This is a genomic window from Acetobacter sp. P1H12_c (genome assembly GCF_018811975.1).
GTDB lineage: Bacteria > Pseudomonadota > Alphaproteobacteria > Acetobacterales > Acetobacteraceae > Acetobacter > Acetobacter persici.
Genome location: NZ_JACRVR010000028.1, coordinates 1 through 22545, shown reverse-complemented (window position 1 = coordinate 22545; position 22545 = coordinate 1). Strand labels below are relative to the sequence as shown.

Annotated in this window: 32 protein-coding genes and 2 pseudogenes; 2 read left to right on the top strand and 32 right to left on the bottom strand. The window is 56.4% G+C overall.

Translation table 11 applies throughout. The features are described from left to right. Positions 1-98 precede the first annotated feature (98 nt). The 29 genes and pseudogenes from KP699_RS12420 to KP699_RS12280 all read right to left on the bottom strand — a co-directional run bounded on the left by KP699_RS12420 (position 99) and on the right by KP699_RS12280 (position 17351). Positions 99-1304 (bottom strand): phage minor head protein, encoded by a 1206-nt coding sequence (locus KP699_RS12420; protein ID WP_215762847.1) that lies wholly within the window; start codon positions 1302-1304, stop codon positions 99-101. Beyond that, entirely contained in the window at positions 1294-3021 is a 1728-nt protein-coding gene (locus KP699_RS12415; protein WP_215762846.1) for a DUF935 domain-containing protein, read from the bottom strand. Before KP699_RS12415 ends, KP699_RS12420 begins: the two co-directional genes overlap by 11 nt. Positions 3022-3024: 3 nt before the next feature. Further along, positions 3025-3279 carry a hypothetical protein gene (locus tag KP699_RS12410; protein WP_215762845.1) on the bottom strand — a complete coding sequence of 85 codons (255 nt, stop codon included), beginning with the start codon at positions 3277-3279 and terminating at the stop codon, positions 3025-3027. Beyond that, positions 3279-3521 (bottom strand): hypothetical protein, encoded by a 243-nt coding sequence (locus KP699_RS12405; RefSeq protein ID WP_215762844.1) that lies wholly within the window; start codon positions 3519-3521, stop codon positions 3279-3281. Before KP699_RS12405 ends, KP699_RS12410 begins: the two co-directional genes overlap by 1 nt. Continuing rightward, positions 3518-5101 carry a hypothetical protein gene (locus KP699_RS12400; RefSeq protein ID WP_252347041.1) on the bottom strand — a complete coding sequence of 528 codons (1584 nt, stop codon included), beginning with the start codon at positions 5099-5101 and terminating at the stop codon, positions 3518-3520. The genes KP699_RS12405 and KP699_RS12400 overlap by 4 nt, the downstream gene beginning before the upstream one ends. Beyond that, entirely contained in the window at positions 5098-5658 is a 561-nt protein-coding gene (locus tag KP699_RS12395) for a DUF3486 family protein (protein WP_215762843.1), read from the bottom strand. Before KP699_RS12395 ends, KP699_RS12400 begins: the two co-directional genes overlap by 4 nt. Positions 5659-5661: 3 nt before the next feature. Continuing rightward, entirely contained in the window at positions 5662-5967 is a 306-nt protein-coding gene (locus KP699_RS12390) for a hypothetical protein (RefSeq protein WP_215762842.1), read from the bottom strand. A 175-nt stretch (positions 5968-6142) separates the two neighbouring features. Continuing rightward, the gene (locus tag KP699_RS12385; protein WP_215762841.1) at positions 6143-6421 is read right to left on the bottom strand and encodes a hypothetical protein; all 279 of its coding nucleotides are present in this window, start codon (positions 6419-6421) and stop codon (positions 6143-6145) included. A gap of 4 nt (positions 6422-6425) precedes the next feature. Next, positions 6426-6797 carry a hypothetical protein gene (locus KP699_RS12380; RefSeq protein ID WP_215762840.1) on the bottom strand — a complete coding sequence of 124 codons (372 nt, stop codon included), beginning with the start codon at positions 6795-6797 and terminating at the stop codon, positions 6426-6428. Positions 6798-6927: 130 nt separating this feature from the next. After that, positions 6928-7638: a glycosyl hydrolase 108 family protein gene (locus KP699_RS12375; RefSeq protein WP_215762839.1), complete on the bottom strand. Its 711-nt coding sequence runs from the start codon at positions 7636-7638 to the stop codon at positions 6928-6930. 61 nt (positions 7639-7699) lie between these two features. After that, complete coding sequence (locus tag KP699_RS12370; protein WP_215762838.1) at positions 7700-8116, bottom strand: hypothetical protein; 417 nt, start codon at positions 8114-8116, stop codon at positions 7700-7702. A gap of 132 nt (positions 8117-8248) precedes the next feature. Then, positions 8249-8671, bottom strand: a complete 423-nt coding sequence (locus KP699_RS12365; protein ID WP_215762837.1) for a hypothetical protein — start codon at positions 8669-8671, stop codon at positions 8249-8251. 143 nt (positions 8672-8814) lie between these two features. Beyond that, on the bottom strand, positions 8815-9069 hold the full coding sequence (locus tag KP699_RS12360) for a hypothetical protein (protein ID WP_215762836.1): 255 nt from the start codon (positions 9067-9069) through the stop codon (positions 8815-8817). Next, positions 9066-9500: a regulatory protein GemA gene (locus tag KP699_RS12355; protein WP_215762835.1), complete on the bottom strand. Its 435-nt coding sequence runs from the start codon at positions 9498-9500 to the stop codon at positions 9066-9068. Before KP699_RS12355 ends, KP699_RS12360 begins: the two co-directional genes overlap by 4 nt. A gap of 86 nt (positions 9501-9586) precedes the next feature. Next, positions 9587-9718, bottom strand: a pseudogene (locus tag KP699_RS12350) (ClpX C4-type zinc finger protein); the annotation flags it as partial. A gap of 8 nt (positions 9719-9726) precedes the next feature. Continuing rightward, positions 9727-10347 carry a DUF3164 family protein gene (locus tag KP699_RS12345; protein WP_215762834.1) on the bottom strand — a complete coding sequence of 207 codons (621 nt, stop codon included), beginning with the start codon at positions 10345-10347 and terminating at the stop codon, positions 9727-9729. Positions 10348-10357: 10 nt separating this feature from the next. Next, entirely contained in the window at positions 10358-10681 is a 324-nt protein-coding gene (locus KP699_RS12340) for a hypothetical protein (RefSeq protein ID WP_215762833.1), read from the bottom strand. Then, on the bottom strand, positions 10678-10986 hold the full coding sequence (locus KP699_RS12335; RefSeq protein ID WP_215762832.1) for a hypothetical protein: 309 nt from the start codon (positions 10984-10986) through the stop codon (positions 10678-10680). The genes KP699_RS12340 and KP699_RS12335 overlap by 4 nt, the downstream gene beginning before the upstream one ends. After that, complete coding sequence (locus KP699_RS12330; protein WP_202205866.1) at positions 10983-11210, bottom strand: hypothetical protein; 228 nt, start codon at positions 11208-11210, stop codon at positions 10983-10985. Before KP699_RS12330 ends, KP699_RS12335 begins: the two co-directional genes overlap by 4 nt. Continuing rightward, complete coding sequence (locus tag KP699_RS12325) at positions 11210-11491, bottom strand: hypothetical protein (RefSeq protein WP_215762831.1); 282 nt, start codon at positions 11489-11491, stop codon at positions 11210-11212. Before KP699_RS12325 ends, KP699_RS12330 begins: the two co-directional genes overlap by 1 nt. Continuing rightward, positions 11488-12456 (bottom strand): AAA family ATPase, encoded by a 969-nt coding sequence (locus tag KP699_RS12320; protein WP_215762830.1) that lies wholly within the window; start codon positions 12454-12456, stop codon positions 11488-11490. The genes KP699_RS12325 and KP699_RS12320 overlap by 4 nt, the downstream gene beginning before the upstream one ends. A gap of 41 nt (positions 12457-12497) precedes the next feature. After that, positions 12498-14462 carry a transposase domain-containing protein gene (locus tag KP699_RS12315; RefSeq protein ID WP_215762829.1) on the bottom strand — a complete coding sequence of 655 codons (1965 nt, stop codon included), beginning with the start codon at positions 14460-14462 and terminating at the stop codon, positions 12498-12500. Continuing rightward, positions 14452-14865, bottom strand: a complete 414-nt coding sequence (locus KP699_RS12310) for a hypothetical protein (RefSeq protein WP_215762828.1) — start codon at positions 14863-14865, stop codon at positions 14452-14454. Before KP699_RS12310 ends, KP699_RS12315 begins: the two co-directional genes overlap by 11 nt. Then, on the bottom strand, positions 14862-15179 hold the full coding sequence (locus KP699_RS12305) for a hypothetical protein (protein WP_215762827.1): 318 nt from the start codon (positions 15177-15179) through the stop codon (positions 14862-14864). Before KP699_RS12305 ends, KP699_RS12310 begins: the two co-directional genes overlap by 4 nt. A 13-nt stretch (positions 15180-15192) precedes the next feature. Next, entirely contained in the window at positions 15193-15516 is a 324-nt protein-coding gene (locus KP699_RS12300) for a hypothetical protein (RefSeq protein ID WP_215762826.1), read from the bottom strand. Further along, a complete protein-coding gene (locus tag KP699_RS12295; RefSeq protein WP_215762825.1) occupies positions 15516-15971 on the bottom strand; it encodes a hypothetical protein in 456 nt (151 codons plus the stop codon). Before KP699_RS12295 ends, KP699_RS12300 begins: the two co-directional genes overlap by 1 nt. Continuing rightward, complete coding sequence (locus tag KP699_RS12290) at positions 15968-16234, bottom strand: helix-turn-helix domain-containing protein (protein ID WP_215762824.1); 267 nt, start codon at positions 16232-16234, stop codon at positions 15968-15970. The genes KP699_RS12295 and KP699_RS12290 overlap by 4 nt, the downstream gene beginning before the upstream one ends. After that, on the bottom strand, positions 16231-17049 hold the full coding sequence (locus KP699_RS12285) for a ParB/RepB/Spo0J family partition protein (RefSeq protein ID WP_215762823.1): 819 nt from the start codon (positions 17047-17049) through the stop codon (positions 16231-16233). Before KP699_RS12285 ends, KP699_RS12290 begins: the two co-directional genes overlap by 4 nt. Further along, complete coding sequence (locus KP699_RS12280; RefSeq protein ID WP_252347040.1) at positions 17046-17351, bottom strand: helix-turn-helix domain-containing protein; 306 nt, start codon at positions 17349-17351, stop codon at positions 17046-17048. The genes KP699_RS12285 and KP699_RS12280 overlap by 4 nt, the downstream gene beginning before the upstream one ends. A gap of 181 nt (positions 17352-17532) precedes the next feature. On the opposite strand from KP699_RS12280, the gene KP699_RS12275 reads away from it, so the two are divergent. Continuing rightward, the gene (locus KP699_RS12275) at positions 17533-18288 is read left to right on the top strand and encodes an XRE family transcriptional regulator (protein ID WP_215762822.1); all 756 of its coding nucleotides are present in this window, start codon (positions 17533-17535) and stop codon (positions 18286-18288) included. Between the two features lie 245 nt (positions 18289-18533). On the opposite strand, the pseudogene KP699_RS12270 reads toward KP699_RS12275, so the two are convergent. Further along, positions 18534-19088 (bottom strand): annotated as a pseudogene (locus KP699_RS12270) (SDR family NAD(P)-dependent oxidoreductase); the annotation flags it as partial. 570 nt (positions 19089-19658) lie between these two features. On the opposite strand from KP699_RS12270, the gene KP699_RS12265 reads away from it, so the two are divergent. After that, a complete protein-coding gene (locus KP699_RS12265) occupies positions 19659-20189 on the top strand; it encodes a GNAT family N-acetyltransferase (protein WP_215762820.1) in 531 nt (176 codons plus the stop codon). A 28-nt stretch (positions 20190-20217) separates the two neighbouring features. Here KP699_RS12265 and KP699_RS12260 read toward each other — a convergent pair whose 3' ends face one another. Beyond that, complete coding sequence (locus KP699_RS12260; protein WP_215762819.1) at positions 20218-21372, bottom strand: acyltransferase; 1155 nt, start codon at positions 21370-21372, stop codon at positions 20218-20220. A gap of 156 nt (positions 21373-21528) precedes the next feature. After that, the gene (locus tag KP699_RS12255; RefSeq protein WP_215762818.1) at positions 21529-22353 is read right to left on the bottom strand and encodes a ferritin-like domain-containing protein; all 825 of its coding nucleotides are present in this window, start codon (positions 22351-22353) and stop codon (positions 21529-21531) included. Positions 22354-22545 lie beyond the last annotated feature (192 nt).

Sequence of the window (22545 nt, the reverse complement as noted above, 5' to 3'; positions counted from 1 at the left end):
ACTCTACCTGCCGTAACACGTCGCAAGGCCCTCCCGAGCAGGGAGGTAACCTATACGATGGAGTGCTATGTGGGGTTGTGGTAGGCCCCACCCGTGCGTCATTTTCCCTCTTCGTTTTTTGGCTTGTCAGCATCCAATGGCGGCAGATCGCCCCATAGTGCGCTCCGGCTCTTGAGCAGCGCTTCCGCCCGTTCACGAGAGAACTTCAGGAAGGACTCAAGGAAGAGCATCGTGCCGTCTTTCGTGCGCTTGATTGCCATTCTGTAGTGCTGACCTCCCCGATAAGAGACCAGAACAAGGCTCGTGGGCTTCGTGTCCGCAACAATAGCGACAGGATCAGCAATCAGCACGGGCAACCGCAAATAATCCACCGCCTCCAGATCACGGTGTCGGGACAGATTTTTGCTTAATGTGTCACCGGATAGCAGCACGCTGTCAGTTTTAACATCCAGCGCCTCCTGCAACGCCTCAGGAGCCGTCCCAGCCTCGACCGATCCGGACTTCACTTTCAGAATTTCCTGTATCTGCCGCTTCTGGGTTTCCTCGCGGCGCGCAGGTTGTGCGTCTTCGCCTGTGGGTATGACCGGTGTCATACGTGTTGCCGCACGCTCTTTCTCACCCATAGCCCAGTCCCGGCCAGGGTTACTCTGAAAGCCGGGATCAATGCCATCCGGCACCATTACGGTCTTGCCAGTTGCCGGATTACGCCATGGCTTCTCATTGAGTGGCGGCGCATCACTGACCGTCCAGTTGTAGCGTTTCAGATCTCTGCGGGAGACAGGTTCAACCGTGCAATGGCAGCGCCATCCATTGGGTGGATAATGGGTATTCCACCACGGGTCGTCTGCAGGCAGGATCAAGCCATCCCAGGCAACATGCTGTGGACGCGGATGCTGGCAGGCATGATGCCGGTAGCGCCAGTAAGGAAAGATATCCAGAGCCTCAGGCGTGGTCATCTGTTTATAACGGCCAGCCGCATAAGCACTGGTCAGATTGGTTTCATAAATGATGGCAGATCGCCATCCAGGCGAACCATTATAAGACCACCCATGACGCTTCACGATGGTATCAAAATCCTTACGGAATTCTGTAAGCGTTGTGCCGTCAACAAGAGCTTTGTTTAGAGCTACCCGGAAGTCATCCAGAAGGGCTTTAGACGTCGCACCAGCTACAGCAAACTGCGTGCCATGAGCATGCGCTTCAAGCTCACCCCACCGCTTTGATGGCATGTTCAGCTTCTGCCGGAAAAAGCTGATCGCGTCAGAAGGTGCCAGACCGACACCCCGGATGACCTCATCCGCCATCGCGCATCTGTTCCAGAACTTCAGCTTCTCCAGCCAACTCCATAACCAGCACCGCCGAGGTCATCGCATTGGCAAAAGCCACATCGTCCAGATCCAGCCCACTCAGACGGCTTTCAAAATCCTTCAAAGATGATGATGCCTCCAGTTCTTCACGCACCTGATCTTGCATGCGGCGCAAAGTGCTGCTGGCACGGCGGGCCGTGCTTTGCGTCATCATGTCAATCAGCAATGGACCATTGTCCTGCACATGCAGGCTCACCAGCCGACCAATCTGCGCATGCAGCGTGGTTTCCGCCAGCGTCTGCTGCGCCTGATCATCGTCCTGCGGGTCATGCACCGTCGGCACCGGGTCACGGCTCGGCAGCTGCTTAGGCGGCTTCACCTGGGCAGGCTGATCACTGGCAGGCTGCGGCACCTGTGGCTGGGCAATCATGCCCACCACCACATCACCCTCTTCAGGGGGCTTCAGGTTCATCCGGCTATACAGGTCATCTGCCCGCACCTTGAACCCCTGCGGGCCAAGGTTCTGCACCGCGGAAATCACCTCAGCCAGAGGAGCCTCGTCCGGACGGCCAATCTTCACAACAGGATAGGTCCCGTCGCCCGGCACGCCAAAACTCATATCAATCATGGGCTGCACAAGCTGCTCATTGACCGTATGGGCCAGCAGCATCGCGTCGGAGCGCTCTATATCGTCCTGCACCTGCCTGTGCACCGCAGCCGCAGCATGCGTGCCCTGGCGTGCATCCGTGGTCCCTGTCTGCCCCAGCACGGCCTTGCTGGTCTGCTCGTCCAGCCATTTGCACCGGCGCTCATGCACATCATTGGATCCCGCGCCATTCTTGGGCTCTATAAACTCCATCATCATGCTTTCAGGGATCATGATACCCAGCTGCCCCGCACTGCTCACAATGGCCTGCCAGAGTGTTGCACGGTCCTCCGGTGTGCTGTCGCGCCCAAATTTACCCAGACGAATAGGGATGCCGAACGCCTGCACAAACACGCCCCAGTCACGGTTTGAAAACATCTTGAAAAGCGAGTTGAAGGCAATCGCGCGCGTCAGCCCCTGATCAATGGTCAGGCCAGACCAGGAGGGATGCCGGTGAATGACAGCGCTACGATCCGGAATGCTGGAAAACCCCATTTCTGGCACAGCCCCGGCCATATCAGGCGTCACGCCTGAGCCAACATCCTGCCGGAGCATGATGGTCTCCCCATCCTGATAGGAGAGGTCGAACCACCTCTGCGGTCGCCAGATCATCTTCTCCGGCCAGTAATTTCCGGCATCCAGATGCCACCGCAATGCCATCACGGAAAACCCCTTGGCAATGGCATCCAGCATATCAAACAGGCCGCGCTGCAAGATGCCTTTGGCAATCCAGTCACGGACAAATTCCCCGTGCTTTTTCTGCTCCGGGGATGGTCCGGCATCCTCCACAGTAATCGGTAGCTGACTGACGGTACGCTTGCGCGTGCTGAGCACGCCCAGATAGTGCAGATCCTTCTGCTCAATCAGCTCGCAAAATTCCTGCCAGGCCTGACTGTTCCCCTGACTGGCAGAGCGCAGCATCTCCCCGACAGATGCCGGGTCCACCCAGTCCATGGACATGGTGGTGATGGCAGACCGCGACCCTGTCAGGTTCGCACCCCCCACAGGCTGCCGCTGCAGCATCCATGCCGGGAAAGGTTTGTCCGTTGTGGGGTCAATCAGAGGCATGGATTATTTTCCCTCAGCCTGACAGGCGCGCACCTGGTCGCGCAGGCCAGCATAATCGCGCACAACCTGATGCAGCATGGGCGCGTCAGGGGCCGCGACCAGCTCTTCCGCAAGCTGCGTCTGCTGCGTCATGGAATAAGGCACCAGAGTGGGGCACACGGTTTTATAGGTAACAGGACTGCACCCACTCAGGAGCGGTGCCACAAGCGCCAGCGCCGCCAGAGCCAGCAATGCATTTACGGAGGCTGAGGTTTTCATCAGAGTGTTCCCGCCTTCAGGCGCGCCTGCAGCGCTGCATCATCAGCAGGTGCAGCAGCCTGTGCCGATGCCATACGCTGGGTCACATCCACAACCAGATCCTCCGCCGTCTTTTCTGCGGTGCTGTCTGCTTCCGTGTCTTTCTCGCGGCTGGCATGCCAGACCGCCCAGATAATCCAGGCAGACCCGGCAAACACAAACGCCACCAGAATGGTCACACAGATCCACTGAACATCGGTCATAGCCGCACCTTCCCACGCATGCCGGATGCATCCCGCATCCCGGCGCGCTCCATCATCAGTTCACGTTCAATTGGCCAGTCACCGGACCCCGCGCCTTCGGCCCTCATGCGCAAAGGGTTGGGCACCGCGGTAAAACCATATTCCATGGTGTCTGCCCGGCTGGCGGCATTAGCCATGGCCAGAGCAACGGCAGCGTCGCCATGCCGCTTACCTGTCTTGTCAGTCGTGCGGGCATCAGGCACGCGGGCCACACCACGCACGATACGCAGGGCGCGCAGATCATCCTGAATGTCCCGATCAACAGGAATATCAAGAGTGCCGTCTTCAAAAGCTGCTTTAAGAGGCGGCATATTGTCTCGATACCAGCCTTCGGAAAGCATGACGGCTTCAACACGGCTTCCGTATCTCTGCACCGCGACCTCAGCCAGATATTGCCCGTTCCCGCGCGCATCCATCTTGGCTGCCCGGAAGCGTGGCAGTCGGTCGATAATGTAAAACAGGATCTGCCGCTGCTGCTCAAACGGAACATTCCGCAACTCCACCACAAAAGGCGTGGTGCGCTTCAGGCTTTGCAGAATGGCCAGTATCCACAGAACGGTCAGATCCCCACTGCGCCCGAAATCTTCTCCAAGCGCATGGGGAACGCGGACATCAAGTCCGTTCAGAAGCGGCCTGAGTTCCTCCTCGCAAAACGCCTCTACTTCCGCCTCGCGCACATATGGCGGGGCAAGCGCAAACTCGCTGGTGCAGGAATATCTGATAACTTTTGCGTCTGGCGTCTGCCGCGCCTCAATCAGAGACAATGGCAGATAAGCGCCGGTTGTCGGTGAGGGAATGCAGAAAAGTTCTTCATCAGCACCGTCACCATACTGGCGGATGATTTTCTCACGCCATTCGGCTTCCGCTGCCTCTGACCACTCTTTTTTCTGGCGTGCGCAGATGGTTTTATACAGACCCTGCGCCAGAGCATCGTCAAAAGTAATGCGCATCAAGCCGTAATCAGGATGTTTCCCGGCACGGATCTCGGTGACCAACTCGTTAAAAGGATTGGCGTCGCCATTATGACTGGAGACAATCACAATGCGTCCGCCCCAGATCAGCAGGGCGAACGCCGCCTTAAGAACAGCAGCCAGATCATCAATAAAGGCTGCCTCGTCGATAATCACGAGCCCCTGCTTTGAGCGGAAGGCACGTGCGACAGAGGGCAGACCCAGAACCTCATAGTCCGACGCAAAATCAAGCCGGAAAATCTTCAGATCCTTGTCCGGGTTTTCCGGATCGATAAACAGGGTTTCACCAAGCTCTGAAACAGGAATTTCCAGAATTTTCGCATGGTCAGCCGTGTCAGACACAAACTGGCGCGTCATGTCCTTTTCAAAGCCCATGTAAAACACATCCATGCCACCCGCATCACGCGCACAGGACGCCACAAAAGCTGCCAGCCAGCTGATCCCCCAGGACAGACCAATACGGCGCGATTTCTCAATGACCGACACGTCATGCCGCATGATCATTTCATTCGCGTCCCGCTGGTATGGCAGCAGCGGCCATTTATCCTGTTCGTCGTTATGCTCGTTCATGATAGCCCCAGCACCTGCTTCCTGATCTGAGCGGCAACATCCTTGCTCAGACCTTGCTTTTTCATGGCGTCTTTGAGTTTTCCGTCAGTTTCCTTACGGACCCGCGCCTCAACCCGCTCTTCAATGGCCTTCTGATTTTCAATATCGGCCTTGGAACTCTTGGTCAGATGGTCAATGGCCTTGGCCAGCAGCATGATGCCTTCCGGATTACCCTTCAGAGCAGCCAGACCATCTGCATCGGCATCTTCTGATGCCAGGTTCAGATCCAGAATGACGGAATGGAGCAGCTCGATATTCAGCTGCGCGGAACGGGACGCCGGAGCATCCCCCAACTGCCGCACCAGAGCTTCGGCAATATTGCGGGAGTGACGTAGCTTCGCGCCAATCTGCTCCATGTTTTTGACATGCCGACCGAGCGCAGAGCGGCTGATGTCCTCCGCACCCAATTCACGCAGCGCGGCCAGTATTTCGTCAATCGTATGACCGCCGCCACGCAGACGCCCGATCTCTTCGCGGATCTCGGGCTCAAGCTGGTCAATGGATGAGGGCCGCGCCATAGTTCAGGCCGTTGTCCGGCGTGCAACACCCGCCACGATCAGCGTACCCTGAGCTGCACGTAAACCATCATCAGTGAGACGCACACACCAAAGTTCACCGCCAACACGGGGCAGCTTCTCGATTGCCACACAATGCCGTTTCTGCAGGAATGCCAGATCATCCCGCATCGTATCCCGATCCGTATCGCGCCCTGTTTCGCAGACAGCGCGCAAAATCACGTCTTCAGACAGCAAGCCATCCTGCATCTGTGCGAGTGCATCGAGAACTTTCCGCCGCCGATCAGCTTCGATTTCACCTGTAAAATTCATACAAAAACACTCCCTAACCCACTAGCAAAGCGACGAGTGAAAAGCTGAACGGACTGATCCATTTCAACCAGAAGTCTATGGAAATCCTCAATCCTGAAGTCACATCGTGCTCCACGGCCTTTCTTGAACGGTCCGTTAGAACGACGCCTAAATGTCGAACGCTTCTTGCGGTTTTTCATGATCTGTCACCCAAATGCCCACGGATGATCGTGTGCAAAAGTTCGTTGTTATTCTTTCCATCCCGCTGAACCAGTTCAAGCGTATGCCGGACCTGTTCAAGTGTGGCGGACTGCGCCCTGACCTCCGATAAGGAAGCCTCAAGAGCCACAACACGAGCCGTCAGCTTGCTATGGTTTCCCAACAAGGCCGGATAACGACCCAGAAGAAACAGTGCTGCTGCGCCGCCTAAAGCACTGATTACGGTCAGCGCATGCAACACGCTCTCCCAGGTCATCCGTTTAGCCTGCCTGCGTGTCGGTAGATGCCGCAGGCACAGCCTGAGTGCTGGTCACCGGCACAAAAATACCTGCCAGATCCGCAATGGCTGCTTTGACGTGCGTCACCACAACGTCTTCCTTGGGCACAGCAATGCCCAGATCACGCAGCAGGCCAACAGTCCCATCAATGGCTTCCTGCGCCACCGGATTACTGGCTTCCCACTTTGTGAAGGCGGTCTGAAGATGATCAACGCCATCATCAACCTTTGTCACAGCGGCCTTGACCGCAGTCTGGGCTGCCGTGTTGTAAGCCGCCATCTTGTCGCCCAGTGCAGCGGAGCCAACATTGCCCAGCAGACCAAACAGAGACGGCAGCAAGCTTGCAAGTTTCATGCTTATGTTTCCATCAGGGTTTGCAACTCTTACAAACCCAGTCAGCGCTGCGTCTGCGCCATTCAAAATACAAACCAGACGCGCCCGCCCGGCCTGTCAGGATCAAGTGGACAAGCTTGTCCGCTTGATTTCAGGCCACGGCGGCAGGCGCGCTTTGCGCGGCCAGAAGCTGGTGAGCAAAAGCCACACGGGCCTCCAGCCTGTTCAGCCATCCATCACCAAAAACCGGGAATTTTTTAAAACTGCGGTATGCCGCCTCCTGCTGGGAGGCCAGCGCATAAACCAGCATGACATCGTGCGCCTGTTGCGCGGCAGCAGCTGCCAGCGTCAATGGTCCAATATGGCCGTCTGGAGAAACCCCAAGCCATGACTGCAACTGCTCAGCATAATCATGCGATATGAAGGGAGCGATCGTGGCGGGCTGGATATGCTCCACCCTGAACAGGGTATCAGGGCCAATCAGCCCATCCGGGTTTTTGAAATCCACAATGGCCTGCAGATGCCGCACAGCCCGTTCCGGCGTGCTGTTAAAACCAAAATCAAACAGCATCACGTCAATGCCAGCAGGCAGATCGTCACACCGCATCACGCGCCAGAACCGCTCCGTGGCAATGTCTCTGGCCTGAGATACCGTGAGTTTACGCATCATGGATGGGGTCACAGCAGCAACAGACCCAACAACCAGAGCCATCAGAGCGGCTGAGATGCCGTATTTCGTGCCAGCCAGATTGCCACGGCCAACACGGCCACCGCTCCAGTTGCCGTCGTCAGCCTTGTTGCACTGATAGCCACCCTCGGCGGCCAACGTGAAATCCAGCGATTTTGAGAGGTTGTTTCGCATGCCCTCACGATAGGGGGCTGCGTTTTTTCAAAGCAGGGCGGAAATGTTCGTCCCCGGCAGTTCAGAGCCCGAAAATATCAAGCTGCCCGTCTGGCTGTCTTTGCCGCAGCGCGCGGTCCACAGGGGCCTTCTTCAGCAGTTTCTGGACGTTGCGCCACGATGTGCCGAGCCGGCTTGCTATCTCATTATTGCAGCAGCCCCGTTTTGCCAACATATGCGCCCGCCATCCACGCAACAGCGGCACCTGATAATCGTTATTCCCGTAATTTCTGTCTACCAGCGCCTGCGCCAGATCCCGCCCATACAGATCGACAAGATAGCTTCCATCCACCCGGCGCGGCATTTTCAAACGCCTACCAGCATTGCCGTCAATAAACTCCAGAGCCGCATCTTCTCCAACAGCATCCACCAGCCACGAGATTGATGAGGGGGCTTGCACCGGATCACGCCTTTCTGTTTTGGGGTGTTTAAATGCCATTCAAGCGGCTCTTAAAAAACATCAGAACCATTCTGCATAATGCACTGTACCGTTTTTCGTCCCCAGTATCCAGCGCATAAAAAAAGCCACCCCGAAGAGTGGCATATCTTGGATAAATAAATCGCATGAACATCACTCTAAATAGAACGAAATAATTTTCTTGGTATTGAGGTCATACTTGCAAAACATTGTTCTTTTTTCCTTCCCGCCAAACGCATTCGGAATCAGCGCACCTTGCTGAACAAGGGTGATTTGTCCGCTTTTCCACGAACTTTCATCATTCAGATGCGCCCCAAATTTTGGGCCATCAAAAACACTTGGCCACTCAGGAGGTCCATATTTGAGATCGTTATCAGCAGCTACCGTGCAGAGTATCCGTCCATCATTAACAGGAGGATAAAAATCAATCAGCTCTTTTAAATTTCGGCACTGTTTATAATCATTGATACAAGGGTGCTCTTTGAGCGTCTGTTTGTTTTCGTCTGAAACCGTCGCATATAGCCAGATACCGGCAATTCCGAAGATTGCTGGGATCAAAAGTAATAACTTACGCATAGAAATTCCTTTCTGCTGTAACTGTCTGATACTACGTCATCACAAGATATGGGAGTCTAGGGTTTGTCTCATTTCATGAGATAATAAGCAAAAAAAAATGCCACCCGTGTGGATGGCATCTCTTTATCCGGATCAGTCAATAGTCACAGACTTGGCTTCTCATGCGTGATCCGATGACTTTTCGGGATAACCTTCGTCTTAGGAGCACTTTCAACCTCGGCCATTTCCATGCTGTCAGCAAACGCCCTGCGGTCTGCACTCTCAGCATAACGATCATACCTACCCGGAACGCGCTCCACTTTCACGGCACGTTCAGAAATTTGCATAATCATCATCGCGTCCTTCATGGACATTGCATAATGGCCAAAGGCAACGGATACGACCGCTTTGCGTGTCATTGTGAATCCTCCAGTCTTTTTTTCCACGCCTTCAGCCCTTCAATCACGTGCCGGGCTTTTGGCTCGTCCAGAAATTCCGGTGCACTGACTTTCGTCATCCGCAGAACATAGGCCCGCAGCGCCTCACGTGTGCCACCCGTGCGCAGCAGCGGCCCCATTTCGTCCCACAGCGCATAGACCTTGCGGACCCACGGCTTCCCACTGGGGCGAGACGTCTTGAAGCCAACCCGCTTCATCTCCTTCAGGATCAGGTCCAATTCACCTTCTGAACACTGGGTAGAGGATGTCTTACCGGTGACCCGCTGCAAGAGGGCGCGGTAATCCGCGTCCTCCAGCCCCAGCTGCTTCCGCCCAACATGCAACTTGCGGACCATCCCCTCCCGGTTGGTATCCTGCCGCACTGGCCTGCGGGATGTGCGTTTCTGTTTCATGACACTCTCCCAAAAAACACCCGGAGACGAAGAACTGGATACATCACTGCCTGAACGCAGCGTTTGACGACATTCTCAACCTGCATGTCATAGACAATCTGGGTGCAGAGCTCGGCGCATTCATCACAGATAAAGACATCCGGCCCTGCAATCAGTTTCTTAACCTGATGCTGACTCTTTCCGCAGAATGAGCAGTAAAGGATTTTCGGGTCGCTCATCTCACACCTCACAGCGCCGAAAACTGGAGCACTACCGGCACCCAGTCATGATCATCAGACTCACGCTCGTAAAAGCGCAGGTAAGAGCGGCTGGATGCAACCTTGATGCTGTTGGCAATTGCTTCGCAGACATCGGGCCAGCGCGGATGGGACAAGCGCAGACGGCGCACTTTCTGCAACCGGTCTGTGTTAATACGTCCCGTGCGGGCGTCAGGCACAAAAGCATCCGTCAGCAGCAGACGGACATCATCGTTCGATCCCTCGGTAAGATCATCCAGAACCTCAGACATGAGTGCCTGCGCGGCCATGATGTCGGCATTAACGCGGCGGAAGTCAGACACTGACAGTTCAACCTTGAAACGCTCGTCCAAACTGCACGCAGTAAAACGTCCGGGCGTCTTGCGCTTTTTGTTGGCGTTGTAAGCAGCCATGACAGCAACCTCGAACGCTTCTGCCTTGGCAAACATTAGCCGCTTTTGCTCAGCAATCAGTTCTGACAGAGCCTTCGCGTCTGCCACCAGATCAATGGCAATATCGTTTTCCAACAACACGGTCGGCGCAAAACGGTCTCGCGGCCACGGGCCACCGCACGTCATCACCGTTCCTTCACGATTGATTTCAAGAGTCATCGGTTTTTCCTTAGTGTTTCGTGGCTGCATCAGCAGCCTGCATTTCGTTTGCCTGGGCATTGACGTACGCACCCAAGATGATCAGCTGCCAGACAGCCAGTGCGGCCACGGCCTCCGCTTTGGTGTGGATGTCCAGCAAGTCCTTCGGAGTCTCAACAGCCGGCCACGCCGCGCGGATGCCCTGCATTCCGCTTGCCACCATCCTCCCCACTTCAGGGGCGCTCATGCCGTTAATCTCCGCGCCTGAGGCAATGACCAGCTCAACAAGCCGGTCCATAATGCGCTGCACACAGATACCGGGCAGATGGAGGCAATCCTTTTGTGCTGCGCTCATACGTCCCTCCCGTTCATCCCGGAAAAATAGGAGACCAGATCACTGGATTGCCCCACAAGATTGACCCGCAGGCGCTCCATGCATTCAAAAGCCCTCTGGTCACTCATGGCCTCACTCATGCCCGGCACCGCGTAATTCCTGCCGTTCCATGCCCGCTTTTTGAGAGCCGACCGGATAGCCTCCTGCGTTCCACAGCAGAGCGGCAGCGCGCCATCGGGAAACCCCACGCCGGGGCGGAATTCAATCCGCCCACAACGCTCAACCCATGCCGTCATGATGGCTCTGGATGGAATACGGCGACTCATGCCCGCACCTCTGTCGCCGCCACGTCGATCACAACCGGCAGTCCAGTCAGGTCGATACCCGCAAAATGCGCGACAGCTTCAAGCTCGGTCGCAAGCGCATCTAGCCACATAGCCGTCTCAAGACGGTCGCCATTGCTCAGCGTGACCGGCCCATTCCGGTCAGAAAAGCCACGCGCTCCATCCCGCAGAGCCTTTAGGACGGGAGCAAGAGATACATTCGGCATCACACAGTCTCCATAAGGCTCAGGATTTCTCCAGCCGTTGCATTTTCCGGGTAGGCTTCAAAAAACTCCCGGATCACCTGCCTGCGCTTGTCACCGGCAATACGCCCTGCGGCATTCAGAATGGCCGCACAGTGGGCCGCCGTGGCTCCAGCCGGAGCTGTGCGCAAAAACTCCCGGATATCGCGCAGCAGGGCTGTAAATCGCTCATGCTGGGCAAAGATCGTGTCTTCCACAATTTCAGTCAGAACATCGCTGGGGACCGGCATTTCAAGAATACTCATTGCGCACCTGCTTTCACCCTGATCGGTGGGAATTCACCCGTCATATGTTCGCCCCACGCTGCCTTCAGGTCTTCAACCTCAATGGCTTCATGCTTATGCACGCGGGAAATCTTGGTGGCGTTACGCAGCACTTTCGTCATGCTCCGCAGCCCACCTTCACGGCGGCCAATCTCTTTCGCCGCCATCTCAACATCACCGGACTGGATGCCCCATGCTTCCAGCAGCGCGCACATGTCCTTAATGCGCGGTTTGTTGATCTTCTTGCGCAGGCCAATGCGACTAAAGAGCTGGGCAAACTCAGCCGTGCGGCCCAGCCCGTCGAATTTCGCATTAAGAGGGGCGTTCCCGATAAACACGACGCCAACCTTGGCCTGATCGTGAATAGACCTGACCTCTTCAACCGCTTTCACAGACAGGTGCTGAGCCTCATCAATGATCAGCAACGCATCCGTCCCACGCAGGCGGCGCACAATGGCGCGGATACGCCGCACCCCTTTATCGTTACAGCCCAACAGATCAGCCAGTTCATGCAACAGCGCCTGCTGGCTGGCCATGGAGGGGTCCGCTGTCAGCATAAAGACATTGTTCGTCTGCCGCTGATAGGCTTCTGCCGCCATCGTCTTGCCTGTCCCGGCATTCCCGGCAATCACAGCCAGATCAACATCAAACTGGGCACTTTCCATAATGCTCATCAGCGTGCGTGCCGTTTCCGTCATCACGAAATCCGGCACAATCGGACGCATGGTGCGCAGGCGCTCCTTGGCCTGCTGCGCATCCAGCCATGCTTGCAGCTTCCCGGCCAGCTTCTCGTTATCACCAGCATAATTCCCGCTCAGGAAGGAGCTGATGGCCGGACTAGACGCCCCGCAGGCCGACGCAATCTGAGTCAGAGAGAGTTTGTCCAGGTCTTTCCGGTCGCGCACGGCGTCACGCAGGCGTGCGTGGTCAGTCATGATCTGTGTCATGCGTAAAAATTTCCTGTTTATGAGAGCGTTATTGGCTCAGTTCAGTCTTCGTCAGTATCCACAAGCCGCAAGGAGCGTTCTGACGGTCGCACCTGCTCGTTATACTTGCTCAGCCAGTCTTCTTCTTCATCATCATGATGCGCCACCGCAGCATTCCCATTGCTGACATACGGCGCGGGCCGCAGAGGGCGTACCACCTTGGTCTCCACAAGATCTTCCACACCGGAAACCTTGGGCATCAGATCAACCATCTGCTCCAGCGTCATGCTGCGTTGCAGATCAAGAATTTCCTTCGTATTCCGCAGGATTTTCTTCTCTTTCCGCCTTGTTTCCCCAGCTGCATGCATGTCGAAGAAGCCAGTCTTCTCGATAACCGGTGCGTTCCCCAGGAACACTCCCTTCGCGTCATACACATGCAGATCAGCATGCAGGTTTTGCGGGTCGTAACGGACCACCACTTTCTGCCCCAAATGCTCATGCAGGAAGTCTGCAAAATAGCGGTTCCGCATAAACTTGATGGAGCCGTTGTTCTTGTTGACGGTCACATTTTCAGCCGCCATCAGCCACAGATGCCGCTGGGCTTCAGTCGCCTTCCGCACCGGACGAATAGCAAGGCTTTCGGAAAACGCCTGAAAGAAGCTTTTCTTGCCGCCGCAGGTCGGTGTGTTCCGTTTAGGCCGGTTATTATGCTCCTGAATACCCTCTTCAACGACCTTTAAAAACTCAGCCAGCGGGATCGCCTTGCTGCCATAGTTCTCTGGCTTGGCAAGCGGGTTATTGCCGACATAGGCCCCGGCAAACCGCAGATCCTTGGCAATGTTTTCCTCCATATCGCCAAAGGCCCGTTCAATGGGTTTTGACTGACCGTGGCGGGGAATAGCCCAGTGGGTTTTTACCCCCAGAATGGTCATAACCCCGTTGACATCGTCCTCCTTTACCTTGAACCGGAAGCGGGTTTTTGCGCCACCGGTCATCCGCTTGGAGGCAAAGGCCCGACCGTTATCCATCAGGGCTTCCTCAGGGATGCCCCATTTTTCGATCATGTCGCCAAAAGCCAGCTGGATGAGGTTGGTGTTTTCGGATTTATCAACCCGCCAAGACAGGATCGTGTTGCTATACAGATCCTGCCATGACGCCATCATAGGACGGCCAATCGTCCCATCCGGCCACAACACGAAAATATCCCACCTGTGACCATCCGCATTCACAGCCTGCATGGCATGCAGATACGTCCGGTCACGCTCCTGCGCAGGGATCATCTGCTTGGCGGCATCTCTGCCACCCCGCGCCAGGGCAATTACCATTTGCGGCAGCTCTTTCACCCGCCGTTTCATGGTGTTTATGCTTGGTATGACCCAGCCCTGTTCTTCAGCTGCCTTCTGCAGATCCCGGTAGCACTTCTCAAATTTCGGCTGTTCGGGCTGCAGCCAGCGGGATTTGAAGAATTCCAGAGCCTCCTCATCGCATCCGGCATATTTCTTCTTGCTCCCACACAAACGATCAGCCAGCGCAGGCAGCCAGTCGCACTTATCAAGGCCGCGCACATCACGATACCAGTTATAGATCGTGGTCTTCCCCACACGCTGCTCCTTGGCGATATGCACTATGGCCAGTTTTTTCTGGCAGCACTTCGCCTCGACCCAGCTTTCGACCATCATCAGGATGCGGTGCGCTTTCTCCGCACGCTCCCGCTTATGCTCAGGCAGTTTCCTGTATCTGGCCCATAGCTCGTTTCTTTCTCCATGCTCCTCTTCGCATTCAGCCTCCACCGGAGCCTGAATGCGTGCCACCAGCGCGGCCTGGGCAATCGTGTCCAGAACATAGGGCGTGAACTCATAGCCACCACCACGCCCATTCCGACGTCGCCAGCTCTTCCCTTCATTTTCCGGGTCAAACCAATTCTCCATCTTGGCTTTCAGCTGATATGCGCGGGCAGTCGTCGGCATGCCAGGAAGCTGCAAAGCCGCCAGTTCAGCAGGAGAAAACCACTGAACATTATTCAGCATTTTTCCCTCCACTGAAGTGCCTCAGCATATCTCTAAAGCTCATTGGCAGTCCGGTGCTCCCGGTCGCGGAAGCGGCCATCATGTCATCCAGAAATAACAGCCGCTCGACCGCCCGTGCCTCATTAAGATGACACTCGACAGCGGCGAGAGCATGCCCCTCAACGCCCTGCGGACGCAGGGACGCATAAATCCCGGACACCAAACCCTTCGGCTTGCTGGAGCGATACAGCGCCCATCCTGTCAGAACCTGCGGCGTGATGCGCTCAAAAGACGTATCGCGTGACTGGCCATAAATCCGCACGAGCAGATTTTCCTCATCACACTGCGCCTCAAACCAGATTTGCAGGATGCCATCATCGGAAGATGCGAACGTCAGGTTCCGGTATTCAACCACGCGCCTCATGCCACACCCCCGATCATACGGGGGAGAGATGCGGTCTGGCCGCATTGCCAGACTCGCATCACCCCATCCACCTTGTGGCTGCACAACCCAAACAAGGAGGAAACTCGGTGACAGAAATAAGCGAAAATTTTTCCAGAAAGATGCTTCAGCTTGCATCCGAAACAACCAATCCAGATTTTGAAGCGCTGGACCCAGGACACCCCGTTGAAGATCTTGACGATTACATCATGACTCATCTCAGGCACCTGATTAGCGCCGGACTTGTGCGTGTTGGCGGCATTCAGCAAACGAACACTCGTAGATGGATTTATCATGGCCCCGTCTCCCTTACGCCTGCGGGCCGTCTGATGCTGGCTTAACCGCAAAAAAAGAGCAGGGAACGGGGTTGGCAATATAAATTTTGGGAAGACCAAAATCTATACGATCAGCCTCGCCCTCTCTCTCAATCCGCGTCGTCCTGAGCTCATAGATTGGATCAAGGAAAGACTTCTCCCGCGTCACTCTCTGAAAAATCAGAATAATATCTGAATTAAGGACGCGCACACCTATCTCACCCGGCATCGGGGCAGTCTTGGAAGAAAAGCGGATGCGGATGCCAACACCGTCTTTCCCCGTGTCGATTTCAACTTCTTTATACAGATCAACACGCATCAGAACCGCCCTCCCATCTGACGCCGCAGACCATTCTCCATGCGCGTCAGCTCTTTCTTGCGTTCCGCTACCGCTGCCAGTTCGATCATCGGCAGGTAGCGGCGTTCAATCACGGTCCAGCCGTGCCCTTCGACCAGAAACTCCGCCAGACGACGGTCTCCGGTCGCTCCGATCAGCGCATCAAAACGCGGAACACTGATCTGGTGATCTTCCCGTTGGCCGGACGCATAAGCGTTCAGCATATTCACGGTCACTGCACGCCCCAGAATGTCGCTCATGCGCTCGGCCACTTCCGGGCGAGACTTCCCGCATTCATCCAGCGTCACGGAAATGGCGCGGGACAGGCGGAAGCCCAGTGAGTTCCCCCGGATCAGACGCGGGTCATACCCGGTGCTGACAATGGGAGGCACCCAGTCCAGCAGTGAGAGCTGCCGTTCATCAGATTTCCGGCTCATGCTGCCTCCTTAACTGCTGCGGCATTACTGAGCAGAGATGCGTCCAGAGACAGGATCTCCAGAAAGACATCCTGACTGCAGTCCAGAGCCCACAGAAGGTCAAAAAGCATGCTGACCTTGATCGCATACCGACCAGTTTCAGCAGCCGAAACGGAGACCTTGCAGCGTCCGCTCTCATGCGCCAGCGCCTCAATGGTCAGACCGCGCGCCTGACGTTCCCGCCGGATGATCTTTCCGATCTCGATAGAGAAAGCATCACTCATGCCGCATCCTCCAGATCAAACTGAGGCTGCAAAAACTCCTGAAAGCGGAGTTTCGTGGCTTCATCCGCCCGGTTCCAAAGCGCTACCAGCTTGTCATAAGTGGTAGGCGGCTTCTTCTTCGGCTGGTTACGGATCTGCCGCAGGATTTCGGAAACATTCTTCACCCCCGGCCACTGCATAACAAAGTCCGCAATCTGCCGCTGGTATTCAGGTGTCTCCCGAGACAGCGCATCCAGCTGCGCACCATTGTTCGCCAGCCATGTGCCTGCAATTTTTTCACGCACATCAGGCACAATGCTGGTATAACGATGCACAGAGCGCCTGACGGAACGGGCATCTAAACCGAGCTTCTGGGCAGTCGCCTCGGTAAAGGACGGTATCAAGTGGACAAGGCTGTCCACTTGATCCGACTTCCGGTCTCCACCGTGTTTCGTTTCAGGGTGCAGGGCCTCGTAAACTTCTTTCCGCTTTGCCAGAAATGTTGCCTTGTCTAGCTCATTCAGTTCGCGGCGGCAGATGTTTTCATCAATTTCCAGCAGCTGCGCGTGAAGGTCATCAGCTTTCACAACAACAGCAAATGCGGTTTCGATACCGGCCAGAGCCAAGGCCCGCATGCGGTGCGCACCGGCAATCAGCCGATACCGTTTGCCAGCCTTACGCACTTCAATAGGGGTGCGCTGACCCTGTTCCTGCATGCTGGCCGCAATAACGGCTGCAGCATCATCATCAATCCCGCGCAGACGGTCGCCAACGTCAATCTCCGTCAGGGGAATGGACACCACTGACAGCAGTGGCTGGGGCACAGTCATGTTCATGCTGCCACCTCATTTTGACGATGTGCCCGGCAGTTCAGGGCGGTAGGAGTTCTGTCAGCACGAAACGAAACAGGGGTTCCGTCCACATGATAACGCTCTGGCCAAACGCTTTCCGGCTGCATGCCCAGTTCACTGGCAATCAGCTTTTCAAGCGGGGTAGAATATCCCGGCTGGGATATCGCATTCGAGACTGTGTTGGGGCTACGCCGATGCAGCTTTGCGAACGCGGCGAGCGTTCCAAATTTCTTTCTCAAACGTGTTTTAATGTCTTCGGGGTGCAACCCGTCTGGCTTTCGTGCCATAAGACTCTCCTTAACTTCAGCCCGGCTGCAACCGGGCTCTCTTTTTCGCCAATCCGCGTGAGAACTAACGGGGAGTGAACACCGTGAGAATACGCAAATGCGCATATAAATCAAGAGGCAAAAAGCACTTCGCAGTTGTTAATGCGTATTTGCGGTTCTGTTTTGAGGGTAAACACCTGATATGATTACGGAAAATAATCCTGACACAGGTTCGAATACGCATTTCGCAGAAGCGGGCACGAACCGCGAAACGCAAACGCGTTTTTTGCGCATGAAGTCAGCCGTAGAAAGGGCTGGGGGGAATCAAGTAGTCTCGGAAAAAGCGGATGTTGGCCTAACGACCCTAAGCACCTACATGAACGGGAAAGAATGGAAGCTAGGTATCGCGGAAAAGATCGCAGCAGCTTGCAACGTAAGTCTCCAATGGCTTCTGTTTGGTGACGATCCGCAGTCAATTTCAGACGGCACTTATGCATTGCCAAAAGATAACGAAAACATATCTTTCCCAAATTATGACATAAAACTGTCTGCTGGGCATGGAATTGACGTTGATGGTAAAATTGCAAAAGCATCTGTGAGTATACCAAAGGGAATTTTGCCCATAGATGTTCTTGACCACAGGAAAAATGTTTGCGCTCTTACTGTAAAAGGCGACAGTATGCAGCCATCTTTAGATGATGGAGACTTGGTTCTTGTCAGAACAGACGTTGAAAGCATCAAGAGCGGTGCAATCTATGCCATCCGCATAGACAACAGTCTCCTGGTCAAACGCCTGCGTCTGAAGGCCAACGGTAATGTGGAAGTGGTAAGCGACAACCCCAGCTACTCCACAGATGAACTGAAAGCAGCAGAAATCCGCCAGATGATCCGCGATGGCGGCACCCCCGCCAAGATCATAGGCCGCGTAGTATGGCGCTCCGGCGCTATGACGGTATAATGAACGCCTCAGCACCCTTTAAAAGGCACCTTGAAGCCTTTTAAAGGGATGGCTCTAAAATAACGGTGGGTTCCAAATCAACTGGCTGAAAATGCCCCTCAAGGCCAATTTCGCAGTTAGTTCCATCCAAAATGCACTGGCAGTTTTGGCCCACATCAGCCCCGGTCAAAATCCAGAAAATCCCGGTCGCTCAACAGGTTTCGTCCCACGAAATCCCCGCTGATCCCACATAATCCCGGTTTCGCAGTAGTTCCATTCTTCATGGTCGGTAACAGCGGAATCACCGCTTTGGTCAGCCAGAACAGCGCGTAGAGATTGGTCTTCATGGTCCAGTCGAACGCCTCGGTCGTGACGTCCAGCAGATCATCATGCGTTTGCTGGCGGCCCGCGCAGTTGACGAAAATGTCCAGACCACCCAGCTCTGCAACAGCTTTTTCAACAAGCTGCCTGCAAAAATCCTCGTCCCGCAGGTCACCCGGCAGAGCGACGAATTTGCGGCCTTCCTTGCGGACCAGATCCCCGACTTCGGCGGCATCCGCCTCTTCCTGCGGCAGGTAATTGATGGCGACGTCCGCCCCTTCCCGCGCATAAGCAATGGCGGCGGCGCGGCCAAGGCCGGAATCTCCCCCGGTAATCAGCGCCTTGCGGCCCTTGAGTTTGCCGCTCCCTACATAGGATTTTTCACCGTGGTCTGGCAGCGGCGTCATTTTGGAGGCAAGGCCCGGCCAGGGCTGCGGCTGCGCCTTGAACGGCGCATGCGGGTAGAGGGAGCGGGGGTCTTTGMGGGGGGAGGAGGTCATGGCGTTCTCTTTCACAGTCTGGGCCGCGGCAAGGTTGATGAACACGGGCGTCCCGGCCGCAGCCGCAAGGCCCGCCATTTTCAGGACGGTCCGGCGGGAGGGGCTGTGTCCGGGGGCTGGTGTCTCATCCGTCATGCGGCTGTCCTTTCGCATCGGGCCACAGCACGGCGCGTCAGGCGGGAGGTCTGGCCTGCCGTCTGCTGTGTTCAGGTGTGCCTGTGTTTCGGTGGGCCTGTGTTTCAGTGCGCCTGTCCGGCCCGTGGCTTTGAAGTTCATAACCCAGACGCCCCGGCGGCAGAGGGGTTCCCTTATGGGGGCTGTGCGGGGTGCATGGCTGATGGCTGGTGGCTGGTGTTAGGTGAGTGGCAGGTGATCAGGCGATAGGTGGCACGGAGCACGGAGCACGGAGCACGGAGCACGGAGCACGGAGCAGGTTGCAGGTTGCGGGCGGCGGTGTGCAGGCCGCGTGGGCTGTCTTTGTCTTGCTGGTGGATTTTGTTAAATAACAGGAATGACTGAGGGCAGGCTCTGTGCTGTGTTTGTGGTGTCGTCATGCGGGGGAGAGGCAGAATGTCCGACGTGCCATGTCTGGAAACCGAGCGTTTGCTGTTTCAGGTGCCGTGCCGGGAGGATTTTGAAGAGTTTGCCGCCATGTGGGCAGACCCGGACGTGGCGCGCTATACGTGCGGCACGCCGGAAACACCGCAGGCCGCGTGGGGCAGGCTGCTGCGCTACAGGGGTGTTTGGGGCGTTATGGGCTTTGGCTTCTGGAGTGTGCGGGACAAGCAGACGGGCCGGTTTGTTGGTACAATTGGCTTCCATGATGCGCATCGGGATGTGACGCCCTCTGTCATGGGGGTGCCGGAAGCAGGGTGGGTTCTGGCTTCATGGTGCCATGGCAAGGGGTTTGCCACAGAAGGGGTCAGCGCAGCCTGCCGGTGGCTGGATACGCACACGCCTTACAGACGCTCGGTGTGTCTGGTGTCTCCCCGCAATACGCCCTCCATCCGCATTGCGGAGAAACATGGATTTGTGCTGTTTGCAAAACCGTTTTTTATGGGGGAGGAAACGCTTCTGTTTGAGCGTTATGCGCCAGAATGAGCGTTTCTCCCGCAAGCGGGCCGGTGGGTTAAACGCGCCCTAATGTCCGCCGCAACGTGCGGTTTAAGGGTTCAGAAAACGTAAGGCTAATTATGCTGGCCAGCAGGCCGGAGCCGATGAGGAAGACGGGCAGAAGCGCCACGCGCTCCAGCCCTGTTCTGGGCACGGTTTCTGGCGGCAGCATGGTGCGCAGCAGGCCGAGAATAATCAGGTGGAACAGGTAGAGTTCGTAACTCAGACGGCCTGTTTTCTCCAGCCCGCGCAGCAGGCGGGAGCGTGTGGCAAGCGGCCCGTTTTCATGGTGCGCGGAGGCGATCAGCAGGATCGCGGCCCCCAGCGCCATGACGGACACCCCCCAGATATTGGTCGACCCGATGGAGCGCCAGAGATAGAGCCAGACCATGCCGAGGATAATGGCAGGCTGGAGCAGCCGCGCCGCCAGACCCTCCAGCCGCCAGCGTGTGGCGATCACAGCGGCCATGCAGCCAATGGCAATGCCGTCAAACGAGGCGAGATAGGCAAACAGAAATCCGGATTCATCATTCTGATGCGCCATGCGGTACAACGGCCCGACGACCGCCACCAGCCCCCAGAACAGCATGATAAACGGGGTGCGGCGCAGGGTGAGGGCCACCAGCGGGAAGGTCAGGTAAAACACTTCCTCCACGGAGAGGGACCACAGCACGCCCAGCGCGTAATTTGCCCAGTCATACCGGGCGATAAACAGGTTCATGCTGAAGGTGAGGGACGCCAGATTGGCCCGCATCATGGCGGCAAGCGGAGACAGGCCGGGAATATGCGTGTTGAACATGGGCAGTCCGGCCAGCGCAAGCGCGTTGACCAGCGCGAGCAGGAGCAGCAGGCACGGCACAATCCGCGCGATGCGGAAGGCGTAAAATGTGCGGGCCTGTAAAGCGGCAAGACTGCCCCAGCGGGAGAGGCTGTTGCTGGTGATCAGAAAGCCGGAGATAACAAAAAACAGCGTGACACCGTAATTGCCATTCCGCGCCACAGCCCGCACCGCCTCTGGCGTGATAAGGGCCGCCAGCGCGGATTGACTGAGCGGATAGGCAATGCAGAAATGGTGGAACAACACCAGCAGAATGGCGATGCCCCGCAGCAGGTCAATCCGCCGGTTGCGGTGGCCGGGGGTGACGGGGGGCGCTTCAGGCGGGAAGGGCATGGGGAACCTGACTGGCAGAAGGAGATTTGAGGCACGCTTCTGGCAGCGGTTCATGGTTAAAATAGGACGATACTGTAATAAAAAACCCCACAGGGACACATCATGGTCCGCTGCGGGGCTCTCAGGTCAGCTTGCCGGGAGGGGCGCTGGATGGGGTCAGGAAACCCCGGCCATGCGGGCAAATTTGCGCTGGCGGCTGAAGAACAGCTTTTCCGTTACAAAAAACGCTAGATCCTGCACCTTGCTGTGCGGGGTGAGGCCGATGGTCTTGAACACCATGCTGGTCACGCGGCGCAGGTGGCGCGGCTGATAGTTCTTCATGGCGCGGGACATATAGGCCGCAATGCAGCGGTTGTGGTCGTAGGGCAGGGAGGGCGGTTCGTTCGTGGTGTAGTAGGCGGAGGCGAGTTCATCATCCTCGCTTTCCGTCACCCGGCCCAGCGCAATCCGGGCGCGCTGCAGGGTGCTGATGCGCTCGCGCTTCAGGTAGCGGTGCATATGGTCATAAAACAGTTTGAAATGCCGGAATTCATCGGCTGCAATCTGTTTGCACAGGGCTTTCAGCACAGGTTCTTCCGTGGCGTCGGCCAGCGCGGAATAGAAGGAGGAGGTCCCGGTTTCCACCATGCAGCGGGCAATCAGTTCCCCCGTGCGGGAGCCACGCACGGACTGATCGACTTCCAGCGGGATATGATAAAAGTCGCGGTAGCGCTGGAAGGCGGCCTGATAATCCCATTCCGGGTCTGCCAGCATGGCCCAGCGGCCCAGCGCGTCCCCGTGCTGGATTTCTTCCACCGCCCAGTGGTCTGCCGCCTGTTTGAAGTCCGGGTCATCATGAAACACGTTGTTCAGATAGGTGGCGTAGTCCACGCTGTTGCGTTCCACCACGGCTGCGGCCTTGATGGCGGGCACAAGCTGGGGGTCCACGCGGGCGGGGTCAAATTCGTCCCAGGGTAGCTGGTCAATCTGCCAATGTTTCATCTGCGCCGGGGCTCCCGTCCTGCTGCTCTTAAACCTGTCTGTAGGCGTCAGGCCGTCCGCACGTTGCCGTGTGCGCAGGATGGCCCGGACTGTTGCTCTAGACCATTCCCGTGCGGGACGGAATGGCATGACAAAAAAAAGACAGTGCGGGCGGCCCGGCGGGTCTGGGCGGGGGTGTCAGACCTGCCGGAG

Bases quoted from the DNA above. Each gene is read 5' to 3' on its own strand.
- KP699_RS12365 (WP_215762837.1), bottom strand. From the start codon at position 8,671: ATGCGTAAGTTATTACTTTTGATCCCAGCAATCTTCGGAATTGCCGGT.
- KP699_RS12325 (WP_215762831.1), bottom strand. From the start codon at position 11,491: ATGAGTATTCTTGAAATGCCGGTCCCCAGCGATGTTCTGACTGAAATT.
- KP699_RS12405 (WP_215762844.1), bottom strand. From the start codon at position 3,521: ATGACCGATGTTCAGTGGATCTGTGTGACCATTCTGGTGGCGTTTGTG.
- KP699_RS12300 (WP_215762826.1), bottom strand. From the start codon at position 15,516: ATGCGTGTTGATCTGTATAAAGAAGTTGAAATCGACACGGGGAAAGAC.
- KP699_RS12360 (WP_215762836.1), bottom strand. From the start codon at position 9,069: ATGACACGCAAAGCGGTCGTATCCGTTGCCTTTGGCCATTATGCAATG.
- KP699_RS12285 (WP_215762823.1), bottom strand. From the start codon at position 17,049: ATGAACATGACTGTGCCCCAGCCACTGCTGTCAGTGGTGTCCATTCCC.
- KP699_RS12290 (WP_215762824.1), bottom strand. From the start codon at position 16,234: ATGAGTGATGCTTTCTCTATCGAGATCGGAAAGATCATCCGGCGGGAA.
- KP699_RS12260 (WP_215762819.1), bottom strand. From the start codon at position 21,372: ATGCCCTTCCCGCCTGAAGCGCCCCCCGTCACCCCCGGCCACCGCAAC.
- KP699_RS12390 (WP_215762842.1), bottom strand. From the start codon at position 5,967: ATGAATTTTACAGGTGAAATCGAAGCTGATCGGCGGCGGAAAGTTCTC.
- KP699_RS12335 (WP_215762832.1), bottom strand. From the start codon at position 10,986: ATGAGTCGCCGTATTCCATCCAGAGCCATCATGACGGCATGGGTTGAG.
- KP699_RS12410 (WP_215762845.1), bottom strand. From the start codon at position 3,279: ATGAAAACCTCAGCCTCCGTAAATGCATTGCTGGCTCTGGCGGCGCTG.
- KP699_RS12345 (WP_215762834.1), bottom strand. From the start codon at position 10,347: ATGACTCTTGAAATCAATCGTGAAGGAACGGTGATGACGTGCGGTGGC.
- KP699_RS12340 (WP_215762833.1), bottom strand. From the start codon at position 10,681: ATGAGCGCAGCACAAAAGGATTGCCTCCATCTGCCCGGTATCTGTGTG.
- KP699_RS12370 (WP_215762838.1), bottom strand. From the start codon at position 8,116: ATGGCATTTAAACACCCCAAAACAGAAAGGCGTGATCCGGTGCAAGCC.
- KP699_RS12310 (WP_215762828.1), bottom strand. From the start codon at position 14,865: ATGAGGCGCGTGGTTGAATACCGGAACCTGACGTTCGCATCTTCCGAT.
- KP699_RS12320 (WP_215762830.1), bottom strand. From the start codon at position 12,456: ATGACACAGATCATGACTGACCACGCACGCCTGCGTGACGCCGTGCGC.
- KP699_RS12385 (WP_215762841.1), bottom strand. From the start codon at position 6,421: ATGACCTGGGAGAGCGTGTTGCATGCGCTGACCGTAATCAGTGCTTTA.
- KP699_RS12315 (WP_215762829.1), bottom strand. From the start codon at position 14,462: ATGCTGAATAATGTTCAGTGGTTTTCTCCTGCTGAACTGGCGGCTTTG.
- KP699_RS12305 (WP_215762827.1), bottom strand. From the start codon at position 15,179: ATGATAAATCCATCTACGAGTGTTCGTTTGCTGAATGCCGCCAACACG.
- KP699_RS12265 (WP_215762820.1), top strand. From the start codon at position 19,659: ATGTCCGACGTGCCATGTCTGGAAACCGAGCGTTTGCTGTTTCAGGTG.
- KP699_RS12295 (WP_215762825.1), bottom strand. From the start codon at position 15,971: ATGAGCCGGAAATCTGATGAACGGCAGCTCTCACTGCTGGACTGGGTG.
- KP699_RS12280 (WP_252347040.1), bottom strand. From the start codon at position 17,351: ATGGCACGAAAGCCAGACGGGTTGCACCCCGAAGACATTAAAACACGT.
- KP699_RS12400 (WP_252347041.1), bottom strand. From the start codon at position 5,101: ATGAACGAGCATAACGACGAACAGGATAAATGGCCGCTGCTGCCATAC.
- KP699_RS12420 (WP_215762847.1), bottom strand. From the start codon at position 1,304: ATGGCGGATGAGGTCATCCGGGGTGTCGGTCTGGCACCTTCTGACGCG.
- KP699_RS12255 (WP_215762818.1), bottom strand. From the start codon at position 22,353: ATGAAACATTGGCAGATTGACCAGCTACCCTGGGACGAATTTGACCCC.
- KP699_RS12355 (WP_215762835.1), bottom strand. From the start codon at position 9,500: ATGAAACAGAAACGCACATCCCGCAGGCCAGTGCGGCAGGATACCAAC.
- KP699_RS12395 (WP_215762843.1), bottom strand. From the start codon at position 5,658: ATGGCGCGGCCCTCATCCATTGACCAGCTTGAGCCCGAGATCCGCGAA.
- KP699_RS12380 (WP_215762840.1), bottom strand. From the start codon at position 6,797: ATGAAACTTGCAAGCTTGCTGCCGTCTCTGTTTGGTCTGCTGGGCAAT.
- KP699_RS12375 (WP_215762839.1), bottom strand. From the start codon at position 7,638: ATGCGAAACAACCTCTCAAAATCGCTGGATTTCACGTTGGCCGCCGAG.
- KP699_RS12330 (WP_202205866.1), bottom strand. From the start codon at position 11,210: ATGCCGAATGTATCTCTTGCTCCCGTCCTAAAGGCTCTGCGGGATGGA.
- KP699_RS12275 (WP_215762822.1), top strand. From the start codon at position 17,533: ATGATTACGGAAAATAATCCTGACACAGGTTCGAATACGCATTTCGCA.
- KP699_RS12415 (WP_215762846.1), bottom strand. From the start codon at position 3,021: ATGCCTCTGATTGACCCCACAACGGACAAACCTTTCCCGGCATGGATG.